Raw genomic sequence first — 23,309 nt, forward strand, 5'->3', positions numbered from 1 at the left:
ATTCACCCCAACCCCATCTCTTTGAGCATCACCGCATTGACCTTGTGCACGTCGTATTTGTCTTCGGCCAACTGGCGGCCGCGTTGGCCCATGCGGGCGGCCAAGGTGGGGTCTGTGATGAAACGGGCCATGGCTTCGGCCAAAGCATCAACGGACTGGACGGGCACCAAAAAACCGTTGTCGCCATCGACCACCGTTTCGCGGCAGCCAGGGAAATGTACGCTGAGCGCGTTGCGGCCATTGACCTGCGCCCAACCCGTGATGCCCGGGCGCACCTGCCAGGCCAGCAAGGCCAAAGGCACGGCCAAGAGCAACAGGCCCATGGCCGAAGCCAACAAATCAAACAAACGTTTCATGGTTTTTTATCTGGATCTGCCACCGCCACCAAGGCCATGGACAGCAACTGCTTAAAGCAGGCCGATCAATTCAAGATACGGCTGCGAAGGTCGGGAGTTGGTCACCACAAACGCCGTGACGACAGGCTTGACACCGCCCTGCCGCTCCAAATCAGCCAGCAACTGGTGAAAGGCCGGGCGCTTGTGCCACACAAACGCCAACTGAGCAAACGCATGCGCAATGTCACCTGCGCCCTTGAGCTCCACCAGACACACCACCGTGCGGCTTTTGTTTAGCCAAAGACGCCGGAATCATGATGGATTCGAGGCAAATGCGACTGAATCTCACCCAAGACCACCGCCATGGCATCCAGCACAGAAGTCTTGCCCGCCCCGTTTTCGCCCATCAGCAAGGTCAGGCACCGCCCCAAAGGCAGCTCCAGGGCCTCAAAAATGTTAGCACGCACCCCACTCACTCAAGCCGCTTTGATGATGTGCAAAACATCGCTTTCGTAATGAAAGTTAGGCGACTCGAAAACCACCCGAATCTCCATACCCACTTGCGCTTGAAACGGTGTCAGCTCAAAAGGAATGTTGAGCATGGCCAGCTTATCTGTAGGGTCAGCAGACAAGCCATTGACCGCCAGCTGCTCTGACTGCGCAAAATCCAGCGTTGCAGAACTGATCACACGGTCTTTGTCTTGCAACAGCACCGTCGCCGCAGCGCCCATCTGCGAAACTGGCAACTTGAAAACCGTCCAGGCCACCAACTTGGGCAGCAGCACGCCCTGTGCTGGAATAGCCATCACCCCGTGGTAAATACCCATGGCCGACAACTTGCCGCCAGCCTCCTGGCGCAGGTCATCACAAAACAAAGTGAACGCCATCAATGGGCCTGCTTCGCTCGTCATACTTTTGCCCCTTGCTGAATCGCCGTCATGACTTCGTCCATGCTCACCCCCATCGCCACAGCCAACCGCTGAAGGGTCGCGCCATCCGGATTGGGCACCTTGCCGTTTTCCAAGCGAGAAATATGGGGTTGCGGCAAACGCGTCGCCTCGCACAGCGCCTTCTGTGTCAGGCCGCTGCGCATACGCAAAGCCACCAGAGGTGCCAAACCATGCGCGTCCAGGGCTTCCCCCAAATCCTGCAAGGCTTGCACTTGCAAGGCCTGCCCCTGTGGCGTTTGCAAAAGCGCTTGACGGCGCTTGGACAGCGGTCGCTGGTTGGGCCTTGAATCGACCAGCAGTGGCGCTGACCCTATTGCTGGCAGATAAGCAGCCTTTGTCGCAGCAGGCATCACAAAGCCTGCCGACACAGCCGCCGCCATCGGCTCACTGCGCACGCCAGCGTGGGATGCCGTGATCGTCATAGTCACGACGAATGCGCTTTGCAAACTCACTGTGTTCATCATAGTTATCACCCCTTGGCATCAAGCCCAAAACCCAGACAGCCTGCTGGCTGGGTTGATGATTGACGGCATAAATCAGCCGAACCGGCAACAAAGCGCCATCGGCACGCCACATCTTGAGGTAGTACAAGTTGTAACCCCAACGCCTGGCCCACTCGATGGGTGCTGCATCGAACCGAGGATCCTTGATTTGCCTGAATCGCCCCTCTGCCAAAGCCAGCCTGAGCGAATCGCTCTCTTCCAACAAATCAAAGAGTCCGTCCAAATACAAGCCATTCGCCCCGTCCGTGGCATATGCAGCATCCAGATCAGCCTGCACAGAATCAGAAGCCCAACGAACCGCGTAGTATATAACTCCAAAGTTATGTTGCAATCCTTTGGGAGACATGGTCAATGGCCGTTCTCTGCGCGCACCTGACGACACAGAACCGGGCAGGCCGACCCCAACCCCATCTCTTTGAGCATCACCGCATTGACCTTGTGCACGTCGTATTTGTCATCGTTTGAAGGTACCAGTGCCAGGCATCAGCCTGACTTGCCCGGAGTTGGTGATGTCATACACGCGCAGCCGGGGATGGTGTCCACCAACGGTGCCAAGCCATGCGCAATCACGCACGCCCCTCCACCACCCAAGCCACCCACTTATCTGCCAACACAGAGCGGGCAAATTCAGACTCGGCCAATGCACGGCCGCGTTGGCCCATGGCTTTCAGGGCTTGGCGGTCGTTGGCGGCTTGCTCCAGTGCGTCGGCAAAAGCAGACGGGTTTTCGGGTGGCACGGCAAAGCCGCAGGCGTTTGCTTCAATCATCTCTGCCAGCCAGCCCGGGTAGTTGTTGAGCACAGGCAAACCCGCTGCGATGTAGTCAAAAAACTTGTTGGGCGATGTGCCAAAGTAAAAAGCAGGCACATTGGCCAACACCTGCAGACCCAAATCGGTAGAGGCCATCAACCCGGCCAAACGCGCCTTGTTCACTGGGGCGTGAAAAACCACATTGCCCAAACCTTCACGCACGGCACGCGCCTGCAAGGGCGGTTTGAGCTTGCCGCTGCCAATCAACAAAAGCTTGATATCGTCCCGCCCCCGGCGCCTGAGCTCGGCGGCTGCATCCAGCACGGCATCCAAACCATTCGCTTGCCCGTGCGTGCCCGCAAAAACGGCCATCAAGTCATCGGGCTGCACACCTTCAGGCCGCCACGGCTGCGCATCCTGCCCAAACAGGGCCAGATCGCAACCATTGGGGACCAAAGCAATGCGCTGCGCCTGCACGCCCCTGTGCATGATGCCCTGCACAATGCCCGGCGACAGCCCCACCAAACGGTGCGCCGAGCGGTAACTCGCCCACTCCAGCACACCCATGGCCCACAACACCAGCGGGTTGCGAATCACCCCCATCGCACGCGGCAACTCGGGCCAAAGATCGCGCACCTCGAACACAAAAGGTTTGCCCCGCAACCAACGCGCCGCAATGCCCGGAATGCCAGCCGTCAAAGGCGTGGTCGTGGCAAACACCAAGTCATACGGCTCGCGCAAAGCCAACAACACACTGCGCCATGCAAACTTCAAGAAAGTAAATGACCGCTTGAGCAAACCGTCGCTGTTGGAATAAGCCAGATCCAGCTCCACCACATCAATGTCATCGACCATGCCACGCCGCACCCCATTGGCAAACGCGCCACTCAGCCCGGTGTTACCGCCCCCCATGCTGCCGCACACCATGGTCACCGAATGCCCGCACTCGATCAAACGCTGCGCCATGGCATACGAGCGGATACCGCCCGCGCCATGTGGCGTCACAAAATGCTGATGGAAATATAGAACTTTCATTGACTCAGTCGCGTATTTGCCCATATTTTAAGAAATTTGTGCACCCACATTAATGAGATGCCCGCATGAAGGACCCACACAAACAAGAAAGCTATTGAAGCCCCAGTATGTGCGGCCAATTTAATTGAAAAGAAAACCAAAAACAAACTAACTATTGATAGACCTATAGCGAGAAATCCAAGAAAACTATTTTTTGAGATGAATTGAATACAAGGTGTCGCCAGTGAAGCACATGATTGAAAAAAAAAAGCAATGCCAACAATATAACTGACCCAAACAGAATGTTCAAAAGCTTTGGGGAAAAAAATTGTTTGACCGAAATAAATAAACGCAAAAAAAATAAGAAGAACAAAAAAATTAAGAAGTACAAATCCTCTGATAATACGAAGGGAACCCTCAACACGTTTCAACCTTGGAATCAACTTGTTATTAAGACATTTTAATAAAATATTTGTTGAAACCCGTGATATTGATATACCAACCACACCAACTATCGAACCGTATTGAAAGCCAAGTGAATAAATACCAAGTGCTGCAGTACCAACTAATGTAACTAGTATATAGCGGTCAAAACTAGCGCGAGCCCATCCGCTTGACGCATTTAATACTGTAGGAATTGAAAATTTAAGTGCCCAAATTATTATACTCTTTCGCAATTCAGGCTTTTCTTTAAAAAATCCGACATGATTAAATATGTAAATCGTAAAAATATATACAATTATATTTGCCAATGTCAAATAAATAAATATTAAATATGCATCAATTGCATCAGGGTGACCATAGTAAACTACGGATGCAGGAATTAAAGAAAGCACTACTGAACGGAATACTTGCGCTATAGCATAAAGTAAAAGTGATTCTTTAAATTGCAATACCGTAATAAGCAACTGGAAGTTCCAAGTACAGTAGGCAATTAAAGCAGACAACCAGGTTACACGCACCCAGTGTAAAGAAAAGAAAAATAATGATGCGATAGATAAAAACGCGAAGGAATACAGCCAAATATTGAAAAGACCACGACCAAGACGTGACCATCCCCTCTTTTTTCGAAAAAAATAAATACTTAAAGCATTTTGCGTATTAAATCCAATAAATATACTAAAAGTTAATGATATCGTAAGGAGTAGAGAATAAATCCCAAATTCAACAATACCTAATCCATTCGCTATATAAGGAAGAATTATGAAAGGTGCAAGTTTGGATACTATATCCGAGGTTAAATAAAATCCAACTCTTTTCAATGCTAAAATTTTCACGATCTTTCCTTATTTTTTTAAGTAAAACCGGCCCTCATTAAGATAAATTATAGTATTGTCTATATCACGACGTAACCGAATAACTTTTGCAGGATTGCCAACCGCAATCGAAAAGTCGGCGATATTTCCGGACACAACAGACCCCGCGCCAATTATGCAACCTTGACCAATATTTGCACCTGGCAAAATAATAACCGAGTCACCAATCCAAGTTCCGCGTCCTATTCGCACCTTTTTCAATGTGTAGTCAGCGTCGTAGGGCACCGACATAGCATGTTCAAATCGATGATTCCTCGTATGAATGGTCAATCTAGGACCAATAATTACACCGTCTTCTATATTTATACCGCCGAATGCATGCGCCGTAAATCCAGGACCAATATATACATACTCACCCACATGCATCAAATGTGCGGAATGAATATTCCCTCCATACCATTTAGAAAATCGACCAAAAGATCCAACAAATCTACGTTGAAGTACTGATTTAAGTTTCCAAAATAAAGATTCAAACGATATCATAATTATATCAAGGTTAAGTTATTAAAATTTATTTGAAGCGCACAATGCACTTTTTTTTTGATTTAAAGAAAATTTTATTGTTGTATATTTCGATGCGTGAGTGATAATTAAAAATGCCATTGCAGTTATATAAAAATAGTTATCAAGCAAATTACCAGAAAATTGTGCCCCAACGAATATCGGAGCAAATAAAAGAGCAAAATTAAATATCCATTTTTTTTGCGAGAAATTCCTAAATACAATGTAAAGTGATATCATATTTAATACGAAAAAAATTCCAAAAGCTATTAATCCGTGATATATTAAAATTTCAGCAAATATATTATGAGGATAATTACCAACCAATGCAGAAGGATTACTCATTCCAAACCAAATCTCTTTACTATTTAAGAATTGTTCTACCATGCTCAATTTATCGAGGCGTATATTTGTGGATTCAGAATCTGATGAAAAATAAAACGCACGGGAAGAGAAAATTTCCTCCCAATCCAAAAAATACCATAACAGCATTAAAGCAACCAACATCTTAATTAAAAAATTTATCGAAAGATACCTAATTATTAAAATTAACCATATTACTCCAATTGCGATGATGCCGCCTCTCGATCCAATTTTAAGAACTGCATAGAACGTAATACAGGTAATGGCGATGGCAGTAAATGTCCTATCGTGGTGCAACAAATAAATCAAACAATAAGCGTAGAAAAAAAGAATAACTCTATAAAGTATCGTTGGACCGAAAACCATAGAAGTCCTTGAACTTGAAGAATCACTCAAAAGTAAAAAAACGAAAAAAAATAGCAACAGCGAAACTGTTGACAAATAAACATCTTTCCGGGGTGATTCGAGAAGTATTTTTAACTTACCTAGATATATAACAGAAATTACGGAGAAAAGTGGTGCTTGATAGTATGCTTCATCAATATTTTTGTATGTAATGCCGAATAAGACTATGAGAGCCAGTGGACCTGATAACGTTGCATACAAGAGAATTATTGACTTTGGACGGATTAAAAAAGGTAGTCCAATAATAACTACAATCCAAAAGCCATAGTAACCATATTGAGGGACCTGGAAATCGCCAACAAATATAATTGAAAAAATTAGCCAAAAATACGTCAGCCAATAAACTTTAGTTAATGGATGTTCATTCTTATAATCCATTTTCATCTAGCCAGCATTTCTTTGAAATGTTTTTGAACCATATCGCTTTTACGTATTGCATCAAATTTAATACTACGACGAAATTCAAAAATTTTTGAAATGTTTTGCATGAAAATCAATGCATCTCCGTGGTTTAAAAAATTTTCATAACCGTTAATGCTTTTTACGAATTGCGTGCATTTAGGTTGATATTCCAATAATGCAAATGGTACATCAAAGGCTGCTGCGGTAATTGCACCATGTAGTTTGGAAGTTACAACAAACGAAGCCGTTGAAAATTCATCGATACTATTTTCAATATTCTCTTCAAAATAGTTGGTAACCATTACTGGTATATTTGCAATAGTATTTAATTCACTCAATAGTGTTTTACTTAATGCTACTGAACCTTTGTCTAAGTTTAGAATATTAATTTCTTCAAAATTTCTAAAAAAAATTTCTGGATTATCTAATTTTTTAAAAGATAAAGGCCGATGGAGGCATATCAATAGTTTTTTTGAAGCATTATTGGGCTTTTTATACACAGATGGTAGCCCCCAAACCATATCACAACTGTCGATGGCATTTAGACCATTTCTCATCGCAAAAGTGAATGACTCTTTGTCTCTGGTCAGTATCTCTTTGAAGCAGCGCAACAATTTAGCATATCTTTTTTCATCTTGTTCGCCTTTAAAGGGCCCTAGAGAGACTCCGAATGCATAGAGTTTTGTATTTGTAATTTTTGCGGCTATTCTAATTAATTCTCGTTGTTTAAATGATGCATATTTGCCAAAAACTGAGCCACCACCGTATATTAATTTTTCTGCTTTCAGTGTTGCGTCTAGATTAGATGCTATTCTGGCGAGTTTACCCAAAAGGCCTGTGTCTGCATTCCAGCGCCAAAATACTGGAACTTTTGAGACGTTTATATTATGCTTAGTTCTAATTAAACCATTTTGAATAAAATAATCTTCACCGTTAGCCTCCATTAACTTAGCAATTACAAAGCAAAATAAATCATCCCCGAAGTTTGATTGCCCATAAAAGCCTATAACGCCAAATTTTTTTTTCATTTTCGAAAATACCTATTTATTCTCCAAGCCATGGCGAAGTTATTGGGTCCTAGACTCCAATATAAAAGGCCTTTTAATCCGAGATAATTAAATGCCTCTATAGGTGAAAAGATTCGCGAAAATGCAGCACGTCTATTTTGATCTTTCGAAACAATGCTTCGAACCTCTACCTGCTCCATTTCTGTTAGTCCTAGTTTTTTTAAATCCTGACCTAAAAGAGGATGATTAATAGCTAAGTTAATTTTAGGTTGATATTCATAGCATGCTATTTCATTAGCAAAAAATTTAGCCTTTGCATTACATAGTAATGTAAACCAAAATAACGTATCTTCACCAATCCGATATTTTGAGTCAAATCTTATTTCTTTCATGGAATTTTTTTTAACAATAATTGTATTTGTGTTTGAAAATTTATTTCGCAAAAACTCCATATTAAGACGATCAGATTTTGGTTTTGGACTTTTTTTACCATTTATTATGTACCCAAAACAATATAGATCGATATTTGGATTATTAGTTATTGCTTTGGCAATATATACATCTGCATTTGGCAGAAAGTAATCATCTGCATCCAAAAAAAGAATATAATCTGATACAGCTTCATTAATTCCTGCATTTCTCGCATTACTAACACCTTGATTCTCAGATAAATTAATTATCGTCAATTGCTTGCTATTGCCATATTGCTCCAACACTTTAATAGTTGCATCTTTCGAACCATCATTGATTATTATAATCCTGGGTTTAAATCTCTCAAACCTCAGACAGCTATTGATTGCCCGACCGAGTGATTTTTCAGCATTAAATGCAGGAATAATAATTGAGACATCAATTTCACGGATCATTTCCATATTCCTCTCGTGTCAATTATTATTTTTTGTTTTGGCAGCTCCATTTTTTTAAACTCTTTATGGTCAACTAGTAGAACCAAAATATGAGCACGCTGTAGCAACTCTTTTATTGTATTTAAACTGATATTTAATGGTAAGTTTGACGGAAGTTTAATGATGTTAGGTTCCGCTGTGAGTACTTTACCTCTATGTTTTTTAGCTACTTTTTCGGTTATTTCTAAAGCAGGGCTTTGCCGCAGGTCATCAATGTCGGGCTTAAAGGTAAGGCCTAAGCATCCGATTATCACCTCATCATTATTTATTAATGGGTTTTCATTCAAAAAACTATCTACACCTTCAAATATTTTTGCAATAACCCAATCGGGCTTTTTAGTATTTACAATTCGAGCTGTACTTATTATTTTAGATTCTTCAGGCGCAGCGCTAACGATGAACCACGGGTCCACAGCTATGCAATGTCCGCCCACCCCGGGGCCGGGCTGCAAAATGTTGACCCGGGGGTGGCGATTGGCCAGTTTGATCAATTCCCACACGTTGATGTTCAGCTTGTCGCAGATCATCGACAGTTCGTTGGCAAAGGCGATGTTCACGTCCCTGAAGCTGTTTTCTGTCAGCTTGCACATTTCTGCAGTGCGAGCGTTGGTAATCACGCATTGGCCCAGCACAAAGGTTTTGTACAGGCGCACCGCCGCATCAGAGCATTTGGGGGTCATGCCGCCAATCACCCGGTCGTTTTGCACCAGTTCGCGCAGCACATGGCCAGGCAGCACGCGTTCAGGGCAGTGCGCCACGCGGATGTCGCTGTCTTCCCCATGCGTTTGCGGGAATGTCAGGTCTGGCCGTGCTTCTGCCAGCCAAGCGGCCATTTGTTCTGTGGCCCCCACGGGCGAGGTGGATTCAAGAATGACCAGATCACCTTTCTTGATGACCGGGGCAATGGATTTGGCTGCACTCTCGATGTAGTCCAGGTCTGGGTGGTGCGGGCCGCTGGGGCCGTCTTTAAAAGGCGTGGGCACTGCAATCAAAAATGCTTCTGCGGGCTCGGGCGTGGTGGTGGCCCGCAAATAGCCTTCTGTCACGGCGGCTTGCACAACCATGTCCAGGTCGGGCTCCACGATGTGGATGCGGCCTTGGTTGATGGTGTCCACGGCTTGCTGGTTCACGTCCACCCCGATCACTTGGATCTTGCGGCTGGCAAACACGGCGGCTGTGGGCAGACCGATGTAGCCCAGGCCGATGATGGAGATGGTTTTGTAAGGGTGTGGCGTGTTCATGCGGCTTGGTCGGTGCTGAGTTGTTCAAAGGTTTGGCGTATGCGCTGGCAGGCCTGCCCGTCGCCATAGGGGTTGTGGGCAAATGACATTTGTCGGTAAGCGTTGTCGTCTTGCAGCAGGCGCTGGGTTTCTTGCACGATGCGGTCTTGGTCTGTGCCCACCAGGCGCACGGTGCCTGCGGCCACGGCTTCGGGGCGTTCGGTGGTGTCGCGCATCACCAGCACGGGTTTGCCCAGCGAGGGGGCTTCTTCTTGGATGCCGCCGGAGTCGGTCAGGATGATGTGGCTGCGCTTCATGAGGTAGACAAAGGGCAGGTAGTCTTGTGGCTCGATCAGATGCACGCTGTCGGTGTCGCCCAAGATGCGGCGCACGGGTTCTTGCACTTGGGGGTTCAGGTGCACGGGGTAGACAACTTGCACGCCGCGTTGGCTGGCAATGTTTTTCAGGGCCTGGCACATGGCTTCAAACCCTGCGCCAAAGTTTTCGCGGCGGTGCCCGGTCACCAGCACAAGGCGTTTGTCTGCATCCAAAAACGGAAAGCGGGCGGCCAGTTCGCCGTTCAGCGCGGTGTCGGTGTCGATGCGCTGGCTGACGCTGAGCAGGGCATCGATGACGGTGTTGCCTGTGACGTGGATGTCGGCGGGCTGCACGTTTTCTTTGAGCAGGTTTTGCCTGGACTCTTCGGTGGGTGCAAAGTGCAGCGCAGTGAGCCGCCCTGTGATCTGGCGGTTGCCTTCTTCTGGCCAGGGTGAATAGAGTTTGTGGGTGCGCAGCCCGGCTTCGATGTGTGCCACGCCTGTTTGCCGGTAATAGGCGGCCAAGCTGGTGGCCATGGTGGTCGATGTGTCGCCATGCACCAGCACCCATTTCGGTTGGTAGTCGGCCAGTACGCCGTCCATGCCTTGCAAGATGTTGCAGCTCAGTTGTGTGAGCGTTTGCCCGGGGCGCATGAGGTCGAGGTCGTAATCTGGCTCGATCTCAAACAGCTGCAGCACTTGGTCCAGCATTTGTCGGTGCTGCGCTGTCACGCAGACTTTGACTTGCAGCGAGGGCGATTGCTGCAGGGCCTTGACCAAGGGCGCCATCTTGATGGCTTCAGGCCGCGTGCCAAAGACAATGAGCAGTTTCATGCCAGCCCCCTGCCCTGTTGCACCGCCAGCGGCAAGCCGACGTAGCCCAGGCCAATGATGGCGATGGTTTTGTTTTGGGTGTTCATGGTGTGTGACAGCGGTTGTGAAGCGGGAATGCGGCAGCGCCTGTCTGGGCAGGCGTCGGCTTGGGATGCGGTGTTTTTTTTTGCTTGAAGGGGCGTATGCCACGCCCTTCGCCCACGGGGTGGGCTTGGGTGATGCGTTAAGCGGGAGCTGCTGTGGATTTACGTGGGCGGCCGCCTTTGGCTCCGTTGGCTTTGGCGGCTTGTGTTTTGGCTTCTGACTTGACGCTGCCTGCCTTCGCGGCATGTTGGCGCATCCAGCTTCGGCTGCCGAACAGCCCTGCCAGCAAGCCTTCTACCGTCAGGTCTGCATCGAGTTGGGGCCAGTGCAGGCCAATGCCGTAGGGCGAGATTTCAATGTCGGCCAGTTCGGCTGGGCGTGCGATGGCAAGGCCTTGGGCCAGATGCGGTGGAAATGAAAACGATGAGCCATTGATCAGGTCAACGACGATGTGTTTTTTGCGTGTGTCATAGCGTGCAGACAGTGCTCGCAATCCGCTGGCCTGCTCCACTTGGCCCCGGGCTTGGGCTGCCTCGACCTGCGCAAGTTCTGTTTTGATCCATTCAGGTGTGTTGGCTTTGGTCATGCAAGGTGCTCCAGTGGGTTCTGAGCTGTTTCAAATACGCATTGACGGCCATCATTAATTGGGGTCACGTTAATTGGGGTCAGATCCCGATTGTTTAGAAGACCTGGTGCTCACGATCCGCTGCATAGGAGAGAACCGCCAAAACGTCCTCTTGGGTCAACTCGGGGAAGTCTTCCAATTTTTGTATCAAGGATGGGCCCCAGGCAATCCAGGGAAGAAAAGCGGGGTATGCGCGCGTCAGTGAGCGGTGTTGTTGTTGTCGACGTCGTCTTGCAGCAGCGTTTCATAATCCTGACCACCGTAAAAAACACCCAGGATTAATACCTCTTCGGTGGTGACTGCGAATGCGATCACTGCTCTTTTCTTATAGTTTGTGACCCGCAAGCCTGGACGCACGTCATCGCGTTGAGTACCTCGCTGCGGAAATGTGGTCAAACTTTCGCAATAACTGACGATGCCATCGGTGTAAGCCATGGCAATGGCCGGTGATGCACGACGGGCAATGTAGTCGAGCAAGTCACTCAATTGCTTCAGTGCTTCCGGGCTGAAAATGACTCGGTGGGTCACGCTGGCTTGTTGAAACGGGTGGCCAGATGCGCACGAACTTGATCTGCACTCAGGCCGCGAGATGGATCTGCCTGAATGGCGTCGAAAGCTGGCCCAACATGCTGATGCAACCAACTTTCTAAAGCACGTTCGCGTGCCATTAGCGCCCGAAGACCTTCGCGAATGACTTCACTTTCGCTGGCGTAATCGCCCATGCGAACTCTGGCCTTGACTGCGTCTGCCATGTCATTGGGCAGCGTGATGCTCATTTGTTGTGTGGTTCGCATGGGTGCAGCCCGTTGATCAAGAAGGATTGAATCCTACTATGCGGCAAGTTGTTCGTCCACATAGCCAGTTAATTGGGGTCAGATCCCGATTGTTCACAGCGCAACCCCTTGATGCGCAGCAATGCGGTGAATGGGCTGCTCCAACAAGTTCGGCGCTTTGAGGAGCACGTCGACCCTTCGCCCATGCATGGCACGCGAGACCTGACTGGCAATGCGCGCCGACATCACGGCAGAATCTGCCAAGTCTTGCGGCACTTCGATCATCAGGTCCACATCGCCCCCCTTGGCCGTGTCATTGACCCGAGACCCAAACAGCGTGACCTGCGCACCCTCGCCCAGCACGGCAGTGGCGGTGCTTTTGATGGCGTCAATTTGGGCAGGGGTCAGGCGCATGGTTCTGGGGTTCAGTTTTGCGGGTTAATTGGGGTCAGGTTAATTGGGGTCAGATCCCGACTTTTCCGGGGTTGGGAAACGCTTTACTGTTCACCAGCCATTGCCAGTACGGCGCTGACTAAGGCTGGTGCCATAAAAATTTGACTTTGTGCAATTTGGTCCAACCGAGGCTTAACTTGATCAATCAGGCCTGCTTTTTTGGCCTGAATAAGAACACCCAACGAGCCAACAACTTTGATTTGGTTAATTAAGTTCGGACTATTCTTGCGCTAAATCTTCCGGGCTGATGTCCAGCGTTGGAACGTGGTTTGCCTTACAAACACTCATGAATTCATAAATGTCTACGCCAGCAATCTGGGCAGCTTTGGCCAACGTGACGCGGCTTTGCTGATACAGCCACAGTGCATAGGAAATGCTGATTTCCTTTTGAACTTGGCTGGCCCCCAGAAAAGAGACAAAGTCGTTAGGCAGTTCTATGGCTATTTGCATGGTGTGCTCCTGCTGGCATTGCGGACCCAAGCGGCGGAAGGGCTGGCTGGCTGGCTGGCTGGCTGGCTGGCTGGCTGGCTGGCTGGCTGGCTGGCTGGCTGGCTGGCTGGCTGGCTGGCTGGCCAAGGCCCGAGTTTATCGCGCCTCATGGTTCACGCCTTGTCCTGCGTTAAATGGAGTCAGATCCCGATTGTTTTCACACGCCGACGTGAAGTTTTGCAGTCATGTCAATTCCTAGCGCTTTCATCACGGCCAGCATTGTTTTAAGTGTTGGGTTACCTTTTTCGCTAAATGAACGATAAAGCTGTTCGCGGGAGAGGCCTGTTTGCTCTGAAATTTCAGCCATTCCTTTGGCCCTGGCCACCACGCCCAGTGCCTTTGCGATGTAGGCGGCATCGCCGGTTTCCAGTGCATCGGCCATGAAGATCGCCATGGCTTGAGGTCCGTCCAAAGCCGCAGCTGGATCGTAGTTGTAAAGCAGTTGTTCACTCATTCTTCACCTCCATTTTTCCATTCGCTTGCAAGGCGTTTTGCGTTTTCAATGTCGCGACTTTGGGTACGCTTGTCACCCCCGCACAACAAAACGACCAAAGCATTGCCACGTTGCTGGAAATAAACCCTGTAGCCTGCACCGTAATGAATCCGTAATTCGCTGACACCATCACCCACCGGCTGGACATCACCTGGGAGTCCGTTTGCCAGTCGAAAGATGCGAGCGGCAATCGCTGCTTTGGCCAGCCGATCTTTCAGCCGACGTTCCCAGTTTTGGAAAGTGGCTGTTTGTTTGATCTCAAACACGGATAGATTGTAGTTTATAGACTACTGCCATACAAGGCCACCTTGCCTATTGGCCAAGGGTAATTGAGGTCAGATCCCGATTGTTTTCACACGCTGAGGTGAAGTTTTGCAGTCATGTCAATTCCTAGCGCTTTCATCACGGCCAGCATTGTTTTGAGCGTGGGGTTGCCTTTTTCGCTAAATGAACGATAGAGCTGTTCGCGGGAGAGGCCTGTTGGCTCTGAAATCTCTGCCATAACTTGCGGGGTTCATTGGGTTTTATTGGGTTTGGCCGTAGTTGTACGACTGGTAACGGTAGCGTTTGTCTTTGTAGCCGTAGGCATAGCCGTAGCGGCGTTTTTGAATGTCCAGGCCGTTGAAGATGATGCCTTTGACTGAGACGCCCGATTGCGACAAGCGTTTGGTGGATTCCTGGACTTCGCCCAGCGATGTCACGTCTGCGCGTGCCACCAAGAAGGTGGTGCCTGCTTGCGGCGCAAGGATGGCGGTGTCGGACACGGCGAGCACAGGCGGGGTGTCGATGAGGACGATGTCGTATTGGCTGGACAGATTTTTCAAGAGGCTTTGTGCGGCGGGCGACATCAACAATTCGGCCGGGTTGGGTGGCAAAGTGCCGGTGGTGATGAGGTCCAGCCCGGGGACGACGGCTTTGCGCAGGGCTCTGCCAAGTTCAGGGTTGCCGGCAATCAGTTCGGACAAGCCCAAGGCGCGGTTTTGGCCAAAGAATTGGTGGATGTGGCCTTTGCGCATGTCGGCATCGATGAGCAGCACGCGCTGGCCCGCCGAGGCGAGGACGGCAGCAAAGTTGGCCGAGGTGAACGATTTGCCAATGCCTGGCGTGGGGCCGGTGATGAGCACGATGTTGTTGGGTGCATCGAGCATGGCAAATTTGAGCGAGGTGCGCAGACTGCGCAGGCTTTCAATGGCAGGCTCTTCAGGTTTGGCAGCAGCCAGCAAGTGCAAGCCTGGCTTGAAGGCTTTGGCATCGGCGTGCAGTTGGCGCTGCGTGGGCGACAGGGGGATGGTCGCAAAAACGCCAAGGCCGAGGTGTTGTTCGAGTTCTTCGGCATTTTTGATGCCCGAGCGCAGGCTGTTGCGCACAAAGGCGAGCACCAGGCCTGCCAGCAGGCCAAGCATGGCCGACAGGGCGAGCACGATGGCGCGCTGGGGCTTGACCGGGCGTTCTGGGTGGACGGCAATGTCAATGATGCGAACGTTGCCGACTTTGCCTTCTTTGATGAGGCGCAGTTGCTGGTAACTGTTGAGCAAGTTGGTGTAAAGCTCACTGTCTACCTTCACGTCGCGCGTCAGGCGCAGCAGGTCTTGTTCGATGCCGGGCAGTGTTTTGACTTTGCCGTCCATGCCGCGCAGCAGTCCCTGGATGTCACGGATGGTGCCGTCCAGTGCTTGCATGCTGGGGTGTTCGGCGGTGTAGCGGGTTTCGAGTTCTTTGCGTTTGGCCTGGAGGTCGAAGAGTTTGACTTTCAGGTCAACGCCTTGCTTGAGGTAGGCAGCGGCTTCGCTGTTGAGGTCAAAGGTGCCTTTGCGCGTGCGAAATTCGTTGAAACTGGCTTCGGAGGATTGGAGTTGCGCCTTGAGTTGGGGCAGTTGTGTGTTGAGGAAGGCGAGGGATTTTTCGGCCTCGGCTGCTTTGCGCTGGATGTTCTGACGAACGTAGAGGGAACCGATTTCGTTGAGGATTTTGGTGATGCGGTCGGGGCTGGCGCCCTCCAGCGTGGTGCGCAGCACGCCCGACTGTTTGCCTTGCTCGGCGATCTTGATTTCTTTTTGCAGCTGCTCGGTGATGCTGAGATGCGAGCTGCGGGTGATGTAGAACTCGGCGCCGGGTTTGCCCACAGCGGAGCTCACCACCAATTGGCCAGGCTGCCCCAAGTATTTGAAGTTGAGGGGCTTTTCAAATGCGGCTTGGCCCAGCAGCTGGCCTTCGGGGGAGGCCAGTGCGTAGCCCTTATCGGTCAAGATGATCGAGAACTGTTCGCCCTCTTGCGTGGGGTGGACGCTGAAGCTGACGATGCGTATGGATTCGTTGCCGCGCACGTAGCCTTTGAAGCCCATGATGCCGGGAATGGAGGGTTCGGTTTGGCCCCGTGCCAGCCAGCCGCCAATGATGGGCAGGTATTTGGGGGTGACATTGAGGTCGAGTTGCAGGTTGCTGACGACTTGGCCCACGACCAGGCGCGAGCGCAGGATTTCGATTTCGGCGCTGGCGGGGGATTTGATGTCGAACAGGCTGCCGGCCTCGCCCATGATGGCCCCCATGGGGTTGCCTTTGGCGTCTTCGACCTGAATGAGGGTGTTGGCTTCGTAGATGGGCGTGGCCATCAGCGCGTAGGCACCGCCCAGGGCCATGATGATGGCCGTGACGGCAGCGATGAGTTTTTTCTGGTCCAGCACGATGTCGAGCAGGTCCAGCAAGTTGATGCTGTCGTCGTCTTCTCCCATGGGCATGGGCTGCTGCATGGGTTGAACGTTGGCGTGGGGGAGATTCATAACGGGTCTGTTGTTTTCAAAGAGGCTGCGCGGGGCGCGGCCTCGGGGCTCAGCTCAGTTGCTTGATGCGCGTGAGCCAGTCGGCAACGCCTTGGGCGATGCCTTGGTAGGCGGTGTCGAAGGCTTCACGCGGCTGACGGTAGGGGTCAGCAATGTCGTATTGGCCAAATTGCCCTAGGCGAAACACTTTGCCGCGCACGCTGGGGTAGAGCTGTTCAAGCCGGGTTTTGTGCGCTTGTTCCATGACGAGGATGAGCTCGGCTTGTTGGCACATGACGCTGGTGACTTGCTGGGCCCGGTGGGCACCCAAGTCGAGCTGGTGCTCTTGGGCGATCTGGATGGATGTGGGGTCTGCCGGTGCGCCGATCAAGGCCCCCAGACCTGCCGACCAGACCTTGCCGTCAGGCAGGTCACGGGCCAGCAAGACCTGGGCCAGTGGGCTTCGGCAGATGTTGCCGATGCACAAAGTCATGATGTGTTGCATGGCGTCAGTTGCCGGTGACGGTGCGTGTGACGCTGGCCGCTTGTGCACTCGGCAAGATGAGGCTGATGACGCGGTTCCAGCGAACCAGGGGCACGGGGTCGACGTAGATCACGTCACGGGCCTGGAGCTCAAACCCTTCGGCCAGGGCATAGGCCAGGGGTGACTTGGCGTCGAGGTGGAAGATCTCGGGCTGCTCTGTTGGGGTGGCGCGCACAACATAAATTTGGCGCGGGTCGGCTGTCGTGGGGTTGATGCCACCGGCTTCACCCAAAGCTTCGCTGAGTGTGAGGCGACCGTTGCGCAGGGACTGTGTGTTGGGTCGGACCACTTCGCCCAGGACAAAGACCTTGGCGTCGTCCCGGCTCATCACGCGGACCAGGTCGCCGCTGCCCAGCATGATTTGGGCGGGGTTGATGCCTTTGGCAATGATCTGAGGCAGGTTGAAGGTGGTGGTTTGTCCGTTGCGCGTGATGGCAATGGTGGATCGGTCGGCCAACGGGGTGAAGCCCCCTGCCCTGCCAATGGCTTCGGGCAAAGTCATGGGGATGTCGTTCAAGGCTTGCAGCCCGGGGGTGCGGACTTCGCCGTCAATATAGACGCGGCCACTGCGGTAAGACTGCACGCGAACGGTGATTTGCGGGGATTTGATGAATTTGGCCAGCCGCGTGGTCAACAGGTCACGCGCTTGGTATTCGGTCAGGCCTGCCAGCTGGACGGTGCCGACATGCGGGAACTGAATCATGCCGTCGGGGTTGACGTTGAAGCCGTTGCCCAGCGCAGAGGCGGCACCTGTGGCGTCGGCTGTCAGCGCGCCAGCGGGGGTCAGCAGGAGTTCTGGATGGTCCCACACGACGATGTTGAGGATGTCGCCGCTGCCGATGACATAGGGCTTGGCCGTGTCAAGGAAGGGTTTGATGGGGGTGAGGATGTCCGTGGGCTGGCTGGCGCGTTGTTGGCGCAGCAGTTCAGGCGTGATGCTGACCAGTGCGCCCGCAGGCGGTGCGTCTGCGTTGTCTTGTGCGGTATGGCCGGTGACAGCGCTGGCCTTGAATCTGGCTTCAGGGCCTGATGTGCTGTCGGCCGAGTAGAAGCCAGGCGCGTAAGCGCAGCCGCTGAGGACAGCGATCAGAGGCAGCAAACGTAAAAGGATCATGTTGGTTGGGCGCAAGCTTGAAAACCGCTTGTGAGTGCCCCATTGGGGCGATGGAACTGATACACAAAGGAGGCATGCAGGCTACCGCAGTGCCGAGGGCCTCTTTGTGGCCGGCATGAAGGGGGCTGCAAGTGGCTGCAGCAAATGCGTTGTCGCCCGACGGCGAGGCTGGCTTTGCAAAGAGCTGGCCTCGTGCGACGAACGCAAAGCAAAGGGTAAGTCTAGGTTGAGGGTTTGCATTTCTTGCTTGAAGAGCAGCCAATTTGTAAGTACTCATCACGTTTTTTTACAACTTTTTGTTTGACTTGGCCATGACTCAGGCGATCAGCCAGACAGCCAACGCCAATTTCTTGAATTAAAAAAGAATACTTTTTAATTCCAAAAATACATTGAATCCCATGTTGCATCTAAAAAAATTGAGAAATTAGCTATTTTTATTGATTTGATCGATTTGATGGTTTAAGATTTGCGAAAATCTAAACAACTGGTATTAAATCATCATGATCAAATTTTTCGTCAAACTTGTCTTTTTTCTTGCTTCCGTTGCTTTGACGGCTTGCGGTGGCGGCGGCTCTGACCCTGTGGTCACGGGCAATGCTTCGGTGACCCAAACGACCACGGTGCCAGCTTTGGGTGCGGTGTATGGCGCGTCGGTCAGTGTTTACGACACGAAGGGCCAGTTGCTGGGTTCGGGCACCACAGACAAAGTGACCGGCAAGGCCACATTGACATTGACAGCCAACTCAACAGGTCCTTTCATTTACAAGGTGGAGTTGGGTGCCGGCAGCCGTTACTACGATGAAGGTTTGGAAGCTGTGTTGACCACGCAGCCAGGTCAAAGTCTGACCATGCTGTCGGTGGTCTCCTCGCTGAACGCAGAAGTGGGCGTTACGGCGCTGAGCAACCTGGCCGTGCGCCTGGCGGGCATCCACCCCGAAAACTTGGGTCAGGGCGTGGCACCGGATTTCTCGATGGACAAATTGAACACGGCCCAGGCCACCGTGATCTCTGTTTTGGGTTTGCCGTCTGACTTTGACTTGTTTGCAGCGCCGATTGCGGCCAGCCAGACCAACAAAAACCCCGCATCGGCTTATGGCAAGTTGCTGGTCCAGATGGCCAAGCACACCGAACCCGACACCAATGCGTTCGACCAAGCGGCCACCTTGGCCACAGCAATCACCGCCCAGGGCGTCGTGAACGCCAAGGCGCTGCAGGATTTGAACCAAGCTTTCTTGGGTTCGGCACGCACCATGGGTTTGATCATTTCGGACGCCAAGGCGTTGATCAATGACCCCGCCACCTTGGCCCAACGCGTGAATTTGGTGAAAAAGGCCATCGAAGCCCGCGCCAAACCCCTCACCACGGCTGTGGCACCCACGCCCAAAGCCGGCGGCAGCGCCAGCATGAGCGGCCAGGGCACCGCCACTTTGAATTGATTTAAATCCAAATAATCAATTAATAAGTACTCATAACTGGCTATCATTTGACCTGTTTTTCGGTCAAAGGAGGCCAGCATGCTTTTACGGTCCAAGTCACACACACAGTTGGGTTTCAGATGTTTACAAGCCAGCATGTTCACCATGCTGGCGGTACCCGCAGCCGCCTTGGAGTTGGCAGCAGGTGCCAACGGTTTGGCCGGCATGACGGTGTTTCCGATGGCCACGGTGCCAACGGGATCGCTGGTTTACCAGTACCAAAACCGGGTCATTGATGCCGCACGGCAAGAAGGTGTGAACCACTCCATGGCGGTGGGTTTGACCCGCTTTGCCGAAGTGGGCATCCGCACGGCAGACACCACCGTCAACCGCAATGTTTACGAGGGCGGCGGCGGTATCCGCGATTTGTCTGCTTCGGGCAAGCTGCAATTGAATCCCCTGCTTGGCTTGGAGGATTCGCCATTGAAAGTGGCCGCGGGCATGACCGATTACGGCGGCGCAGCCACACACTTTCGCTCTTATTACGGTGTGGCCACTTATGACCAGCCGGATTGGGCGGCCTCGGTGGGTTATGCCAAAGCGCAAAAACCGGCCACAAACACATTGCATGGGGCATTTGTCGGCGCGGCTTATCAGGCAACCCCCTGGCTGCGTGTACGGGCCGAATCCAACCAGGACAAGTCCTGGCTGGGCATGACCTTGTCCAACAAGAGCTGGCTCTCGGCCATCAACGCCCCAGCGGGGGCTTCGGTGTATTTGAGTGTGGACAAACAGATACGCGGCACACCGGGCGCGTTCGGTGTGGACCAAAAGCCCTGGGTGAGCGTGGGCGTGAACTTGCCTTTGGACTGGAGCTTGGGCAACCGCGCCCAAACCCAGCCAGCCACGGCGCAGCCCTCACAACTGTCTTTGGCCTCCTCCCCCTCTCAATTGCTCTCCCCCGCCATGACGGCCCATGGCGCAGCGGTCACGGCGTCTGGTGCGCAGGCACCGGTTTCCGCGCCAGCATCGGCTTCGGCCAGCATCGAATCTCGCAATGCGGCCATGGATGCCTTGGCCCGGAGTCTGGAATCTCACGGTTTTGAGGGGATCGATGTGGGCCAGGTGGGCAGCACCTTGGTGGTGAAGTTCTCCGATTTCGTCTATGAACACAGTCTGCTGGACGGCGCAGGCGTGGCCCTGGGTCTGGTCAGCAAGTTGTCCCCGCAATTTGAAAACTACCGCGTGGTTCAGGCGCGCTGGGGCACGCCCAGCGCAGGTTACTCGGGACGACTGGCTTGTCTTGCACTTTGGCTCAATGAGCCCGCCTGCCCCACTGAAGAAGCCGTGCAGCCGGTATTTCGCGACTTGAACGCGTCGCTGAACGGGGTGGATTGGCGGGTTCGCGACCACGCACCTTACCGCTACAAGCTGCGCGTGAAACTCAACCCCACGTACAACTATTACTGGGCCACCGAGTATTCGCTGCTGGATTACTCCGTAGGTTTGAACATCAATCCATTCATCCACCTTTGGGATGGCGGTGCTTTGGAGTTTGCGCGTTCAGCGCACATGACCAGCAGCCATGAGTTTCAGCCCGGCGGCAACCTGGCGTCGAGCCGAATTCCGGATGCCAACCGCCGGGTGATGTTGCACCACATGCAAAGACTGAACCATGGTTTTTCGGCACGCTTGAGCGTGGGCGAACTGATGCAAGGGCATTTGCGCGGGGGTCAGACCGAACTGCGCTGGGACTCTTTGGGTGGGGAGTGGGCGACAGGTGTCAATCTTTCGCGCTGGAAGGCGCCTGACAACAGCACGGGACTGCCGTCCGCCAGTCCGAAGCTGGCCTTTGCACGCTATGCGCCCACGGGCTCTGACTGGAATCTGGAGGTGTCGGGTGGCGAGTATTGGTACAAAGACAAAGGCATCACGGCCACTTCAAGCCATTGGTTTGGTGACATGAAGTTCAGCTATTTCTTGCGGCACTCGGTGCCACCCGAGCGCTTTTGGCCAGGCAAGCAATCGATCACCATGGCCGGCATGGAGTTGACTTTCCCGCTGACGCCACGCCAAGCGATGAGCGCCGAGTCTGGCTGGCAAATCAAGGGCACACCCCGTTTGGGGTTGAGTTTGCTGACGCCTGTCAACCGCCAAACCGAAAACTTCCTGGCCTATTCGAACGGCGCTCCGATTTATCAAAAAGCCTGGGTCGAGCCGTCTGTGCCGCCCTACGCCAGCTCGGTGTTGCTGGATTCCGACCGTGCAAACCCAAGCCATGTCTCGGGCAAACTGGAGCGTTTGCGCTATGCCTATCGGCGTTGGGTACTGAAGAGCCCCGAAGCGCAATGAAGTGGGCCCGCTGCCCCGTTTTTTACAAAAACGGGGCAGCAATACGGCACGCTTACTGCGGGCTTTGCCTGAAATTAATTTGCATCTACAATTTGCTTATGGTCACTTACGACGAAGTGAAACGCCATGCCAATATAAAAAAGCACGGTTTTGACTTTCTGGGAAGCGATGCAGTGTTTGAGGGCTTCACCATCACCCGCGAGGATGCGCGAGATGCTTACGGCGAATTGCGGCTGCAAACACTGGGCTTATGGGACGGCCTTGTGGTGTTTGTGGTGCATACCACTCGCGGCGAAGCCGACCACGTGATTTCGATTAGAAAAGCAGCAAAGCATGAAGAACGCATCTACTGGAAAAACTTCCCCGACTGAAACGGTCAACGACCCGGACAGCCCAAGCACTCGTGCTTCCGACTGGGAAGGTGCCGTTCTTAAGCAAGGCGGCGTCGTGGTGGGTCGTGCCCGTACACGCGGCCCCAATCGGAAGCCACTCAAAGAGCAGGTGGCCGTGCGCTACAGCCCAGAGGTGTTGGCCGCATTTCGTGCCACCGGGGCAGGATGGCAAACCCGCATGAATGAAGCTTTGCGGGACTGGCTGCGCACCCATTCCCCGGTGTAGTTGACGCCAACGCCCTATCGTGAAGGGCCCTCCACAACCGCCCCTTTGGCCATCAAAACGGCCACTTCTTCAAATACAGCGCGCTTGAGCGTACCCAGGCTTCGGAGTGGGCGGACGTGCCGCGGCTGGCGTGCGTGATGGCCATGGGCCAGGTGCCGAGTTTCAGGCCAGCGGCCGTGGCGGCGCGGCAAAAATCCAAGTCGTAAAAGTGAAAGCCCAGCGACGCGTCAAACCTCACGCCGCTGGCGCGCAGGCGGTCCACACGCACAGCCATCAACACACCGTCAAGCAAAGCCACCTGCGCAGGACTGGGGCCAAAAGGGGCCACACTGGCTGACAGACCGGGTTGCGAAGGCGCGTGCACGATGGCACCGCTCAGGTATTCGTTGTCCCACGGCGCAAGCGCCACGCCTTCGCTGCTGGGCGCAGGCGGCAAGCGGTTCCAAGTCAGTTGACCGGCTTGGCAGCGGCGATTGCCTGCCACGCCCACCACATCAAACACGCCCAGCGCTTCCGACAGGCGGTGACCCAGCATCCAATCGTCAATGTGCACATCGTCATGCACAAACACCAGCACATCGTCGTTGGCGGCTTCGTCGAGTGCGGCGTTGTAGCACTCGCCCAATGGCCGGGTGTTGTTCGCCAACAATTTCAGGGCAAACGGCATGAACTGCCCCAAACGGGGCAGACAACGGCCCAACAAAGTTTGCGTGGCAAAGTCCGCCGCAGCCACGCGGGTGGCACACACCAAAACAAGCATCCATGTCTCCTT

Annotated in this window: 31 protein-coding genes; 4 read left to right on the plus strand and 27 right to left on the minus strand. The window is 52.4% G+C overall.

Annotated features, from left to right (window positions below; translation table 11 throughout):
* Window positions 1-2: 2 nt before the first annotated feature.
* The 26 genes from B9Z47_RS06050 to B9Z47_RS06170 form a co-directional block, all read right to left on the minus strand.
* Window positions 3-356 (minus strand): glycosyltransferase, encoded by a 354-nt coding sequence (locus B9Z47_RS06050; RefSeq protein WP_108330348.1) that lies wholly within the window; start codon window positions 354-356, stop codon window positions 3-5.
* A gap of 51 nt (window positions 357-407) precedes the next feature.
* The gene (locus B9Z47_RS06055; protein ID WP_108330349.1) at window positions 408-614 is read right to left on the minus strand and encodes a hypothetical protein; all 207 of its coding nucleotides are present in this window, start codon (window positions 612-614) and stop codon (window positions 408-410) included.
* Window positions 615-628: 14 nt separating this feature from the next.
* Window positions 629-802, minus strand: coding sequence for an AAA family ATPase (locus B9Z47_RS18655; protein WP_233253679.1), 174 nt, complete (start codon window positions 800-802; stop codon window positions 629-631).
* 9 nt (window positions 803-811) lie between these two features.
* A complete protein-coding gene (locus B9Z47_RS06065) occupies window positions 812-1,222 on the minus strand; it encodes a hypothetical protein (protein WP_146185765.1) in 411 nt (136 codons plus the stop codon).
* 20 nt (window positions 1,223-1,242) lie between these two features.
* A complete protein-coding gene (locus B9Z47_RS06070) occupies window positions 1,243-1,707 on the minus strand; it encodes a helix-turn-helix domain-containing protein (protein WP_233253715.1) in 465 nt (154 codons plus the stop codon).
* Window positions 1,670-2,134, minus strand: coding sequence for a hypothetical protein (locus B9Z47_RS18355; RefSeq protein WP_146185766.1), 465 nt, complete (start codon window positions 2,132-2,134; stop codon window positions 1,670-1,672). The genes B9Z47_RS06070 and B9Z47_RS18355 overlap by 38 nt, the downstream gene beginning before the upstream one ends.
* Window positions 2,135-2,354: 220 nt before the next feature.
* Window positions 2,355-3,572, minus strand: a complete 1,218-nt coding sequence (locus B9Z47_RS06075; protein WP_108330353.1) for a glycosyltransferase family 4 protein — start codon at window positions 3,570-3,572, stop codon at window positions 2,355-2,357.
* Window positions 3,569-4,828 (minus strand): oligosaccharide flippase family protein, encoded by a 1,260-nt coding sequence (locus tag B9Z47_RS06080; protein ID WP_158271632.1) that lies wholly within the window; start codon window positions 4,826-4,828, stop codon window positions 3,569-3,571. Before B9Z47_RS06080 ends, B9Z47_RS06075 begins: the two co-directional genes overlap by 4 nt.
* Window positions 4,829-4,837: 9 nt before the next feature.
* On the minus strand, window positions 4,838-5,350 hold the full coding sequence (locus B9Z47_RS19145) for an acyltransferase (protein ID WP_108330355.1): 513 nt from the start codon (window positions 5,348-5,350) through the stop codon (window positions 4,838-4,840).
* 21 nt (window positions 5,351-5,371) lie between these two features.
* Entirely contained in the window at window positions 5,372-6,520 is a 1,149-nt protein-coding gene (locus B9Z47_RS18360; protein WP_146185767.1) for an O-antigen ligase, read from the minus strand.
* Window positions 6,517-7,566: a polysaccharide pyruvyl transferase family protein gene (locus B9Z47_RS06090; protein WP_108330356.1), complete on the minus strand. Its 1,050-nt coding sequence runs from the start codon at window positions 7,564-7,566 to the stop codon at window positions 6,517-6,519. Before B9Z47_RS06090 ends, B9Z47_RS18360 begins: the two co-directional genes overlap by 4 nt.
* Entirely contained in the window at window positions 7,563-8,411 is an 849-nt protein-coding gene (locus B9Z47_RS06095) for a glycosyltransferase family 2 protein (RefSeq protein WP_158271633.1), read from the minus strand. Before B9Z47_RS06095 ends, B9Z47_RS06090 begins: the two co-directional genes overlap by 4 nt.
* The gene (wecC, locus tag B9Z47_RS06100) at window positions 8,408-9,691 is read right to left on the minus strand and encodes a UDP-N-acetyl-D-mannosamine dehydrogenase (RefSeq protein WP_108330358.1); all 1,284 of its coding nucleotides are present in this window, start codon (window positions 9,689-9,691) and stop codon (window positions 8,408-8,410) included. The genes B9Z47_RS06095 and wecC overlap by 4 nt, the downstream gene beginning before the upstream one ends.
* Window positions 9,688-10,821 carry a non-hydrolyzing UDP-N-acetylglucosamine 2-epimerase gene (gene wecB, locus B9Z47_RS06105; protein WP_108330359.1) on the minus strand — a complete coding sequence of 378 codons (1,134 nt, stop codon included), beginning with the start codon at window positions 10,819-10,821 and terminating at the stop codon, window positions 9,688-9,690. Before wecB ends, wecC begins: the two co-directional genes overlap by 4 nt.
* Before the next feature lie 223 nt (window positions 10,822-11,044).
* Window positions 11,045-11,491, minus strand: a complete 447-nt coding sequence (locus B9Z47_RS06110; RefSeq protein ID WP_108330360.1) for a DUF2442 domain-containing protein — start codon at window positions 11,489-11,491, stop codon at window positions 11,045-11,047.
* A gap of 237 nt (window positions 11,492-11,728) precedes the next feature.
* On the minus strand, window positions 11,729-12,058 hold the full coding sequence (locus B9Z47_RS06120; RefSeq protein WP_108330362.1) for a type II toxin-antitoxin system RelE/ParE family toxin: 330 nt from the start codon (window positions 12,056-12,058) through the stop codon (window positions 11,729-11,731).
* Window positions 12,055-12,324, minus strand: a complete 270-nt coding sequence (locus B9Z47_RS06125; protein WP_108330363.1) for a type II toxin-antitoxin system ParD family antitoxin — start codon at window positions 12,322-12,324, stop codon at window positions 12,055-12,057. The genes B9Z47_RS06120 and B9Z47_RS06125 overlap by 4 nt, the downstream gene beginning before the upstream one ends.
* A 93-nt stretch (window positions 12,325-12,417) precedes the next feature.
* Window positions 12,418-12,717 (minus strand): nucleotidyltransferase domain-containing protein, encoded by a 300-nt coding sequence (locus tag B9Z47_RS06130; protein ID WP_108330364.1) that lies wholly within the window; start codon window positions 12,715-12,717, stop codon window positions 12,418-12,420.
* A gap of 83 nt (window positions 12,718-12,800) precedes the next feature.
* Entirely contained in the window at window positions 12,801-12,938 is a 138-nt protein-coding gene (locus B9Z47_RS19190) for a DUF3368 domain-containing protein (RefSeq protein ID WP_158271634.1), read from the minus strand.
* A gap of 37 nt (window positions 12,939-12,975) precedes the next feature.
* Entirely contained in the window at window positions 12,976-13,206 is a 231-nt protein-coding gene (locus B9Z47_RS06140; protein WP_108330735.1) for a UPF0175 family protein, read from the minus strand.
* Window positions 13,207-13,402: 196 nt separating this feature from the next.
* Complete coding sequence (locus B9Z47_RS06145; protein WP_108330366.1) at window positions 13,403-13,699, minus strand: addiction module antidote protein; 297 nt, start codon at window positions 13,697-13,699, stop codon at window positions 13,403-13,405.
* Complete coding sequence (locus tag B9Z47_RS06150) at window positions 13,696-14,004, minus strand: type II toxin-antitoxin system RelE/ParE family toxin (RefSeq protein ID WP_108330367.1); 309 nt, start codon at window positions 14,002-14,004, stop codon at window positions 13,696-13,698. Before B9Z47_RS06150 ends, B9Z47_RS06145 begins: the two co-directional genes overlap by 4 nt.
* Before the next feature lie 86 nt (window positions 14,005-14,090).
* Window positions 14,091-14,240: an addiction module antidote protein gene (locus B9Z47_RS06155; RefSeq protein ID WP_108330368.1), complete on the minus strand. Its 150-nt coding sequence runs from the start codon at window positions 14,238-14,240 to the stop codon at window positions 14,091-14,093.
* Between the two features lie 22 nt (window positions 14,241-14,262).
* Window positions 14,263-16,515, minus strand: coding sequence for a polysaccharide biosynthesis tyrosine autokinase (locus B9Z47_RS06160; RefSeq protein WP_233253680.1), 2,253 nt, complete (start codon window positions 16,513-16,515; stop codon window positions 14,263-14,265).
* A gap of 49 nt (window positions 16,516-16,564) precedes the next feature.
* Entirely contained in the window at window positions 16,565-16,999 is a 435-nt protein-coding gene (locus B9Z47_RS06165) for a low molecular weight protein-tyrosine-phosphatase (protein ID WP_108330369.1), read from the minus strand.
* A gap of 4 nt (window positions 17,000-17,003) precedes the next feature.
* Entirely contained in the window at window positions 17,004-18,152 is a 1,149-nt protein-coding gene (locus tag B9Z47_RS06170) for a polysaccharide biosynthesis/export family protein (RefSeq protein ID WP_108330370.1), read from the minus strand.
* A 500-nt stretch (window positions 18,153-18,652) separates the two neighbouring features.
* Here B9Z47_RS06170 and B9Z47_RS06175 point away from each other — a divergent pair, with 500 nt between their 5' ends.
* The 4 genes from B9Z47_RS06175 to B9Z47_RS06190 all read left to right on the plus strand — a co-directional run bounded on the left by B9Z47_RS06175 (window position 18,653) and on the right by B9Z47_RS06190 (window position 22,537).
* Window positions 18,653-19,588: a hypothetical protein gene (locus B9Z47_RS06175; protein ID WP_108330371.1), complete on the plus strand. Its 936-nt coding sequence runs from the start codon at window positions 18,653-18,655 to the stop codon at window positions 19,586-19,588.
* Window positions 19,589-19,723: 135 nt separating this feature from the next.
* Window positions 19,724-21,919 carry a YjbH domain-containing protein gene (locus B9Z47_RS06180; RefSeq protein ID WP_158271635.1) on the plus strand — a complete coding sequence of 732 codons (2,196 nt, stop codon included), beginning with the start codon at window positions 19,724-19,726 and terminating at the stop codon, window positions 21,917-21,919.
* Between the two features lie 98 nt (window positions 21,920-22,017).
* Window positions 22,018-22,290: a BrnT family toxin gene (locus tag B9Z47_RS06185; protein ID WP_108330373.1), complete on the plus strand. Its 273-nt coding sequence runs from the start codon at window positions 22,018-22,020 to the stop codon at window positions 22,288-22,290.
* Window positions 22,253-22,537: a BrnA antitoxin family protein gene (locus tag B9Z47_RS06190; RefSeq protein ID WP_108330374.1), complete on the plus strand. Its 285-nt coding sequence runs from the start codon at window positions 22,253-22,255 to the stop codon at window positions 22,535-22,537. Before B9Z47_RS06185 ends, B9Z47_RS06190 begins: the two co-directional genes overlap by 38 nt.
* Window positions 22,538-22,589: 52 nt before the next feature.
* Here B9Z47_RS06190 and B9Z47_RS06195 read toward each other — a convergent pair whose 3' ends face one another.
* Complete coding sequence (locus B9Z47_RS06195) at window positions 22,590-23,297, minus strand: glycosyltransferase (protein ID WP_108330375.1); 708 nt, start codon at window positions 23,295-23,297, stop codon at window positions 22,590-22,592.
* Between the last annotated feature and the right edge of the window lie 12 nt (window positions 23,298-23,309).

It is taken from the genome of Limnohabitans sp. 2KL-1, assembly GCF_003063435.1.
Taxonomy (GTDB): domain Bacteria; phylum Pseudomonadota; class Gammaproteobacteria; order Burkholderiales; family Burkholderiaceae_C; genus Limnohabitans_A.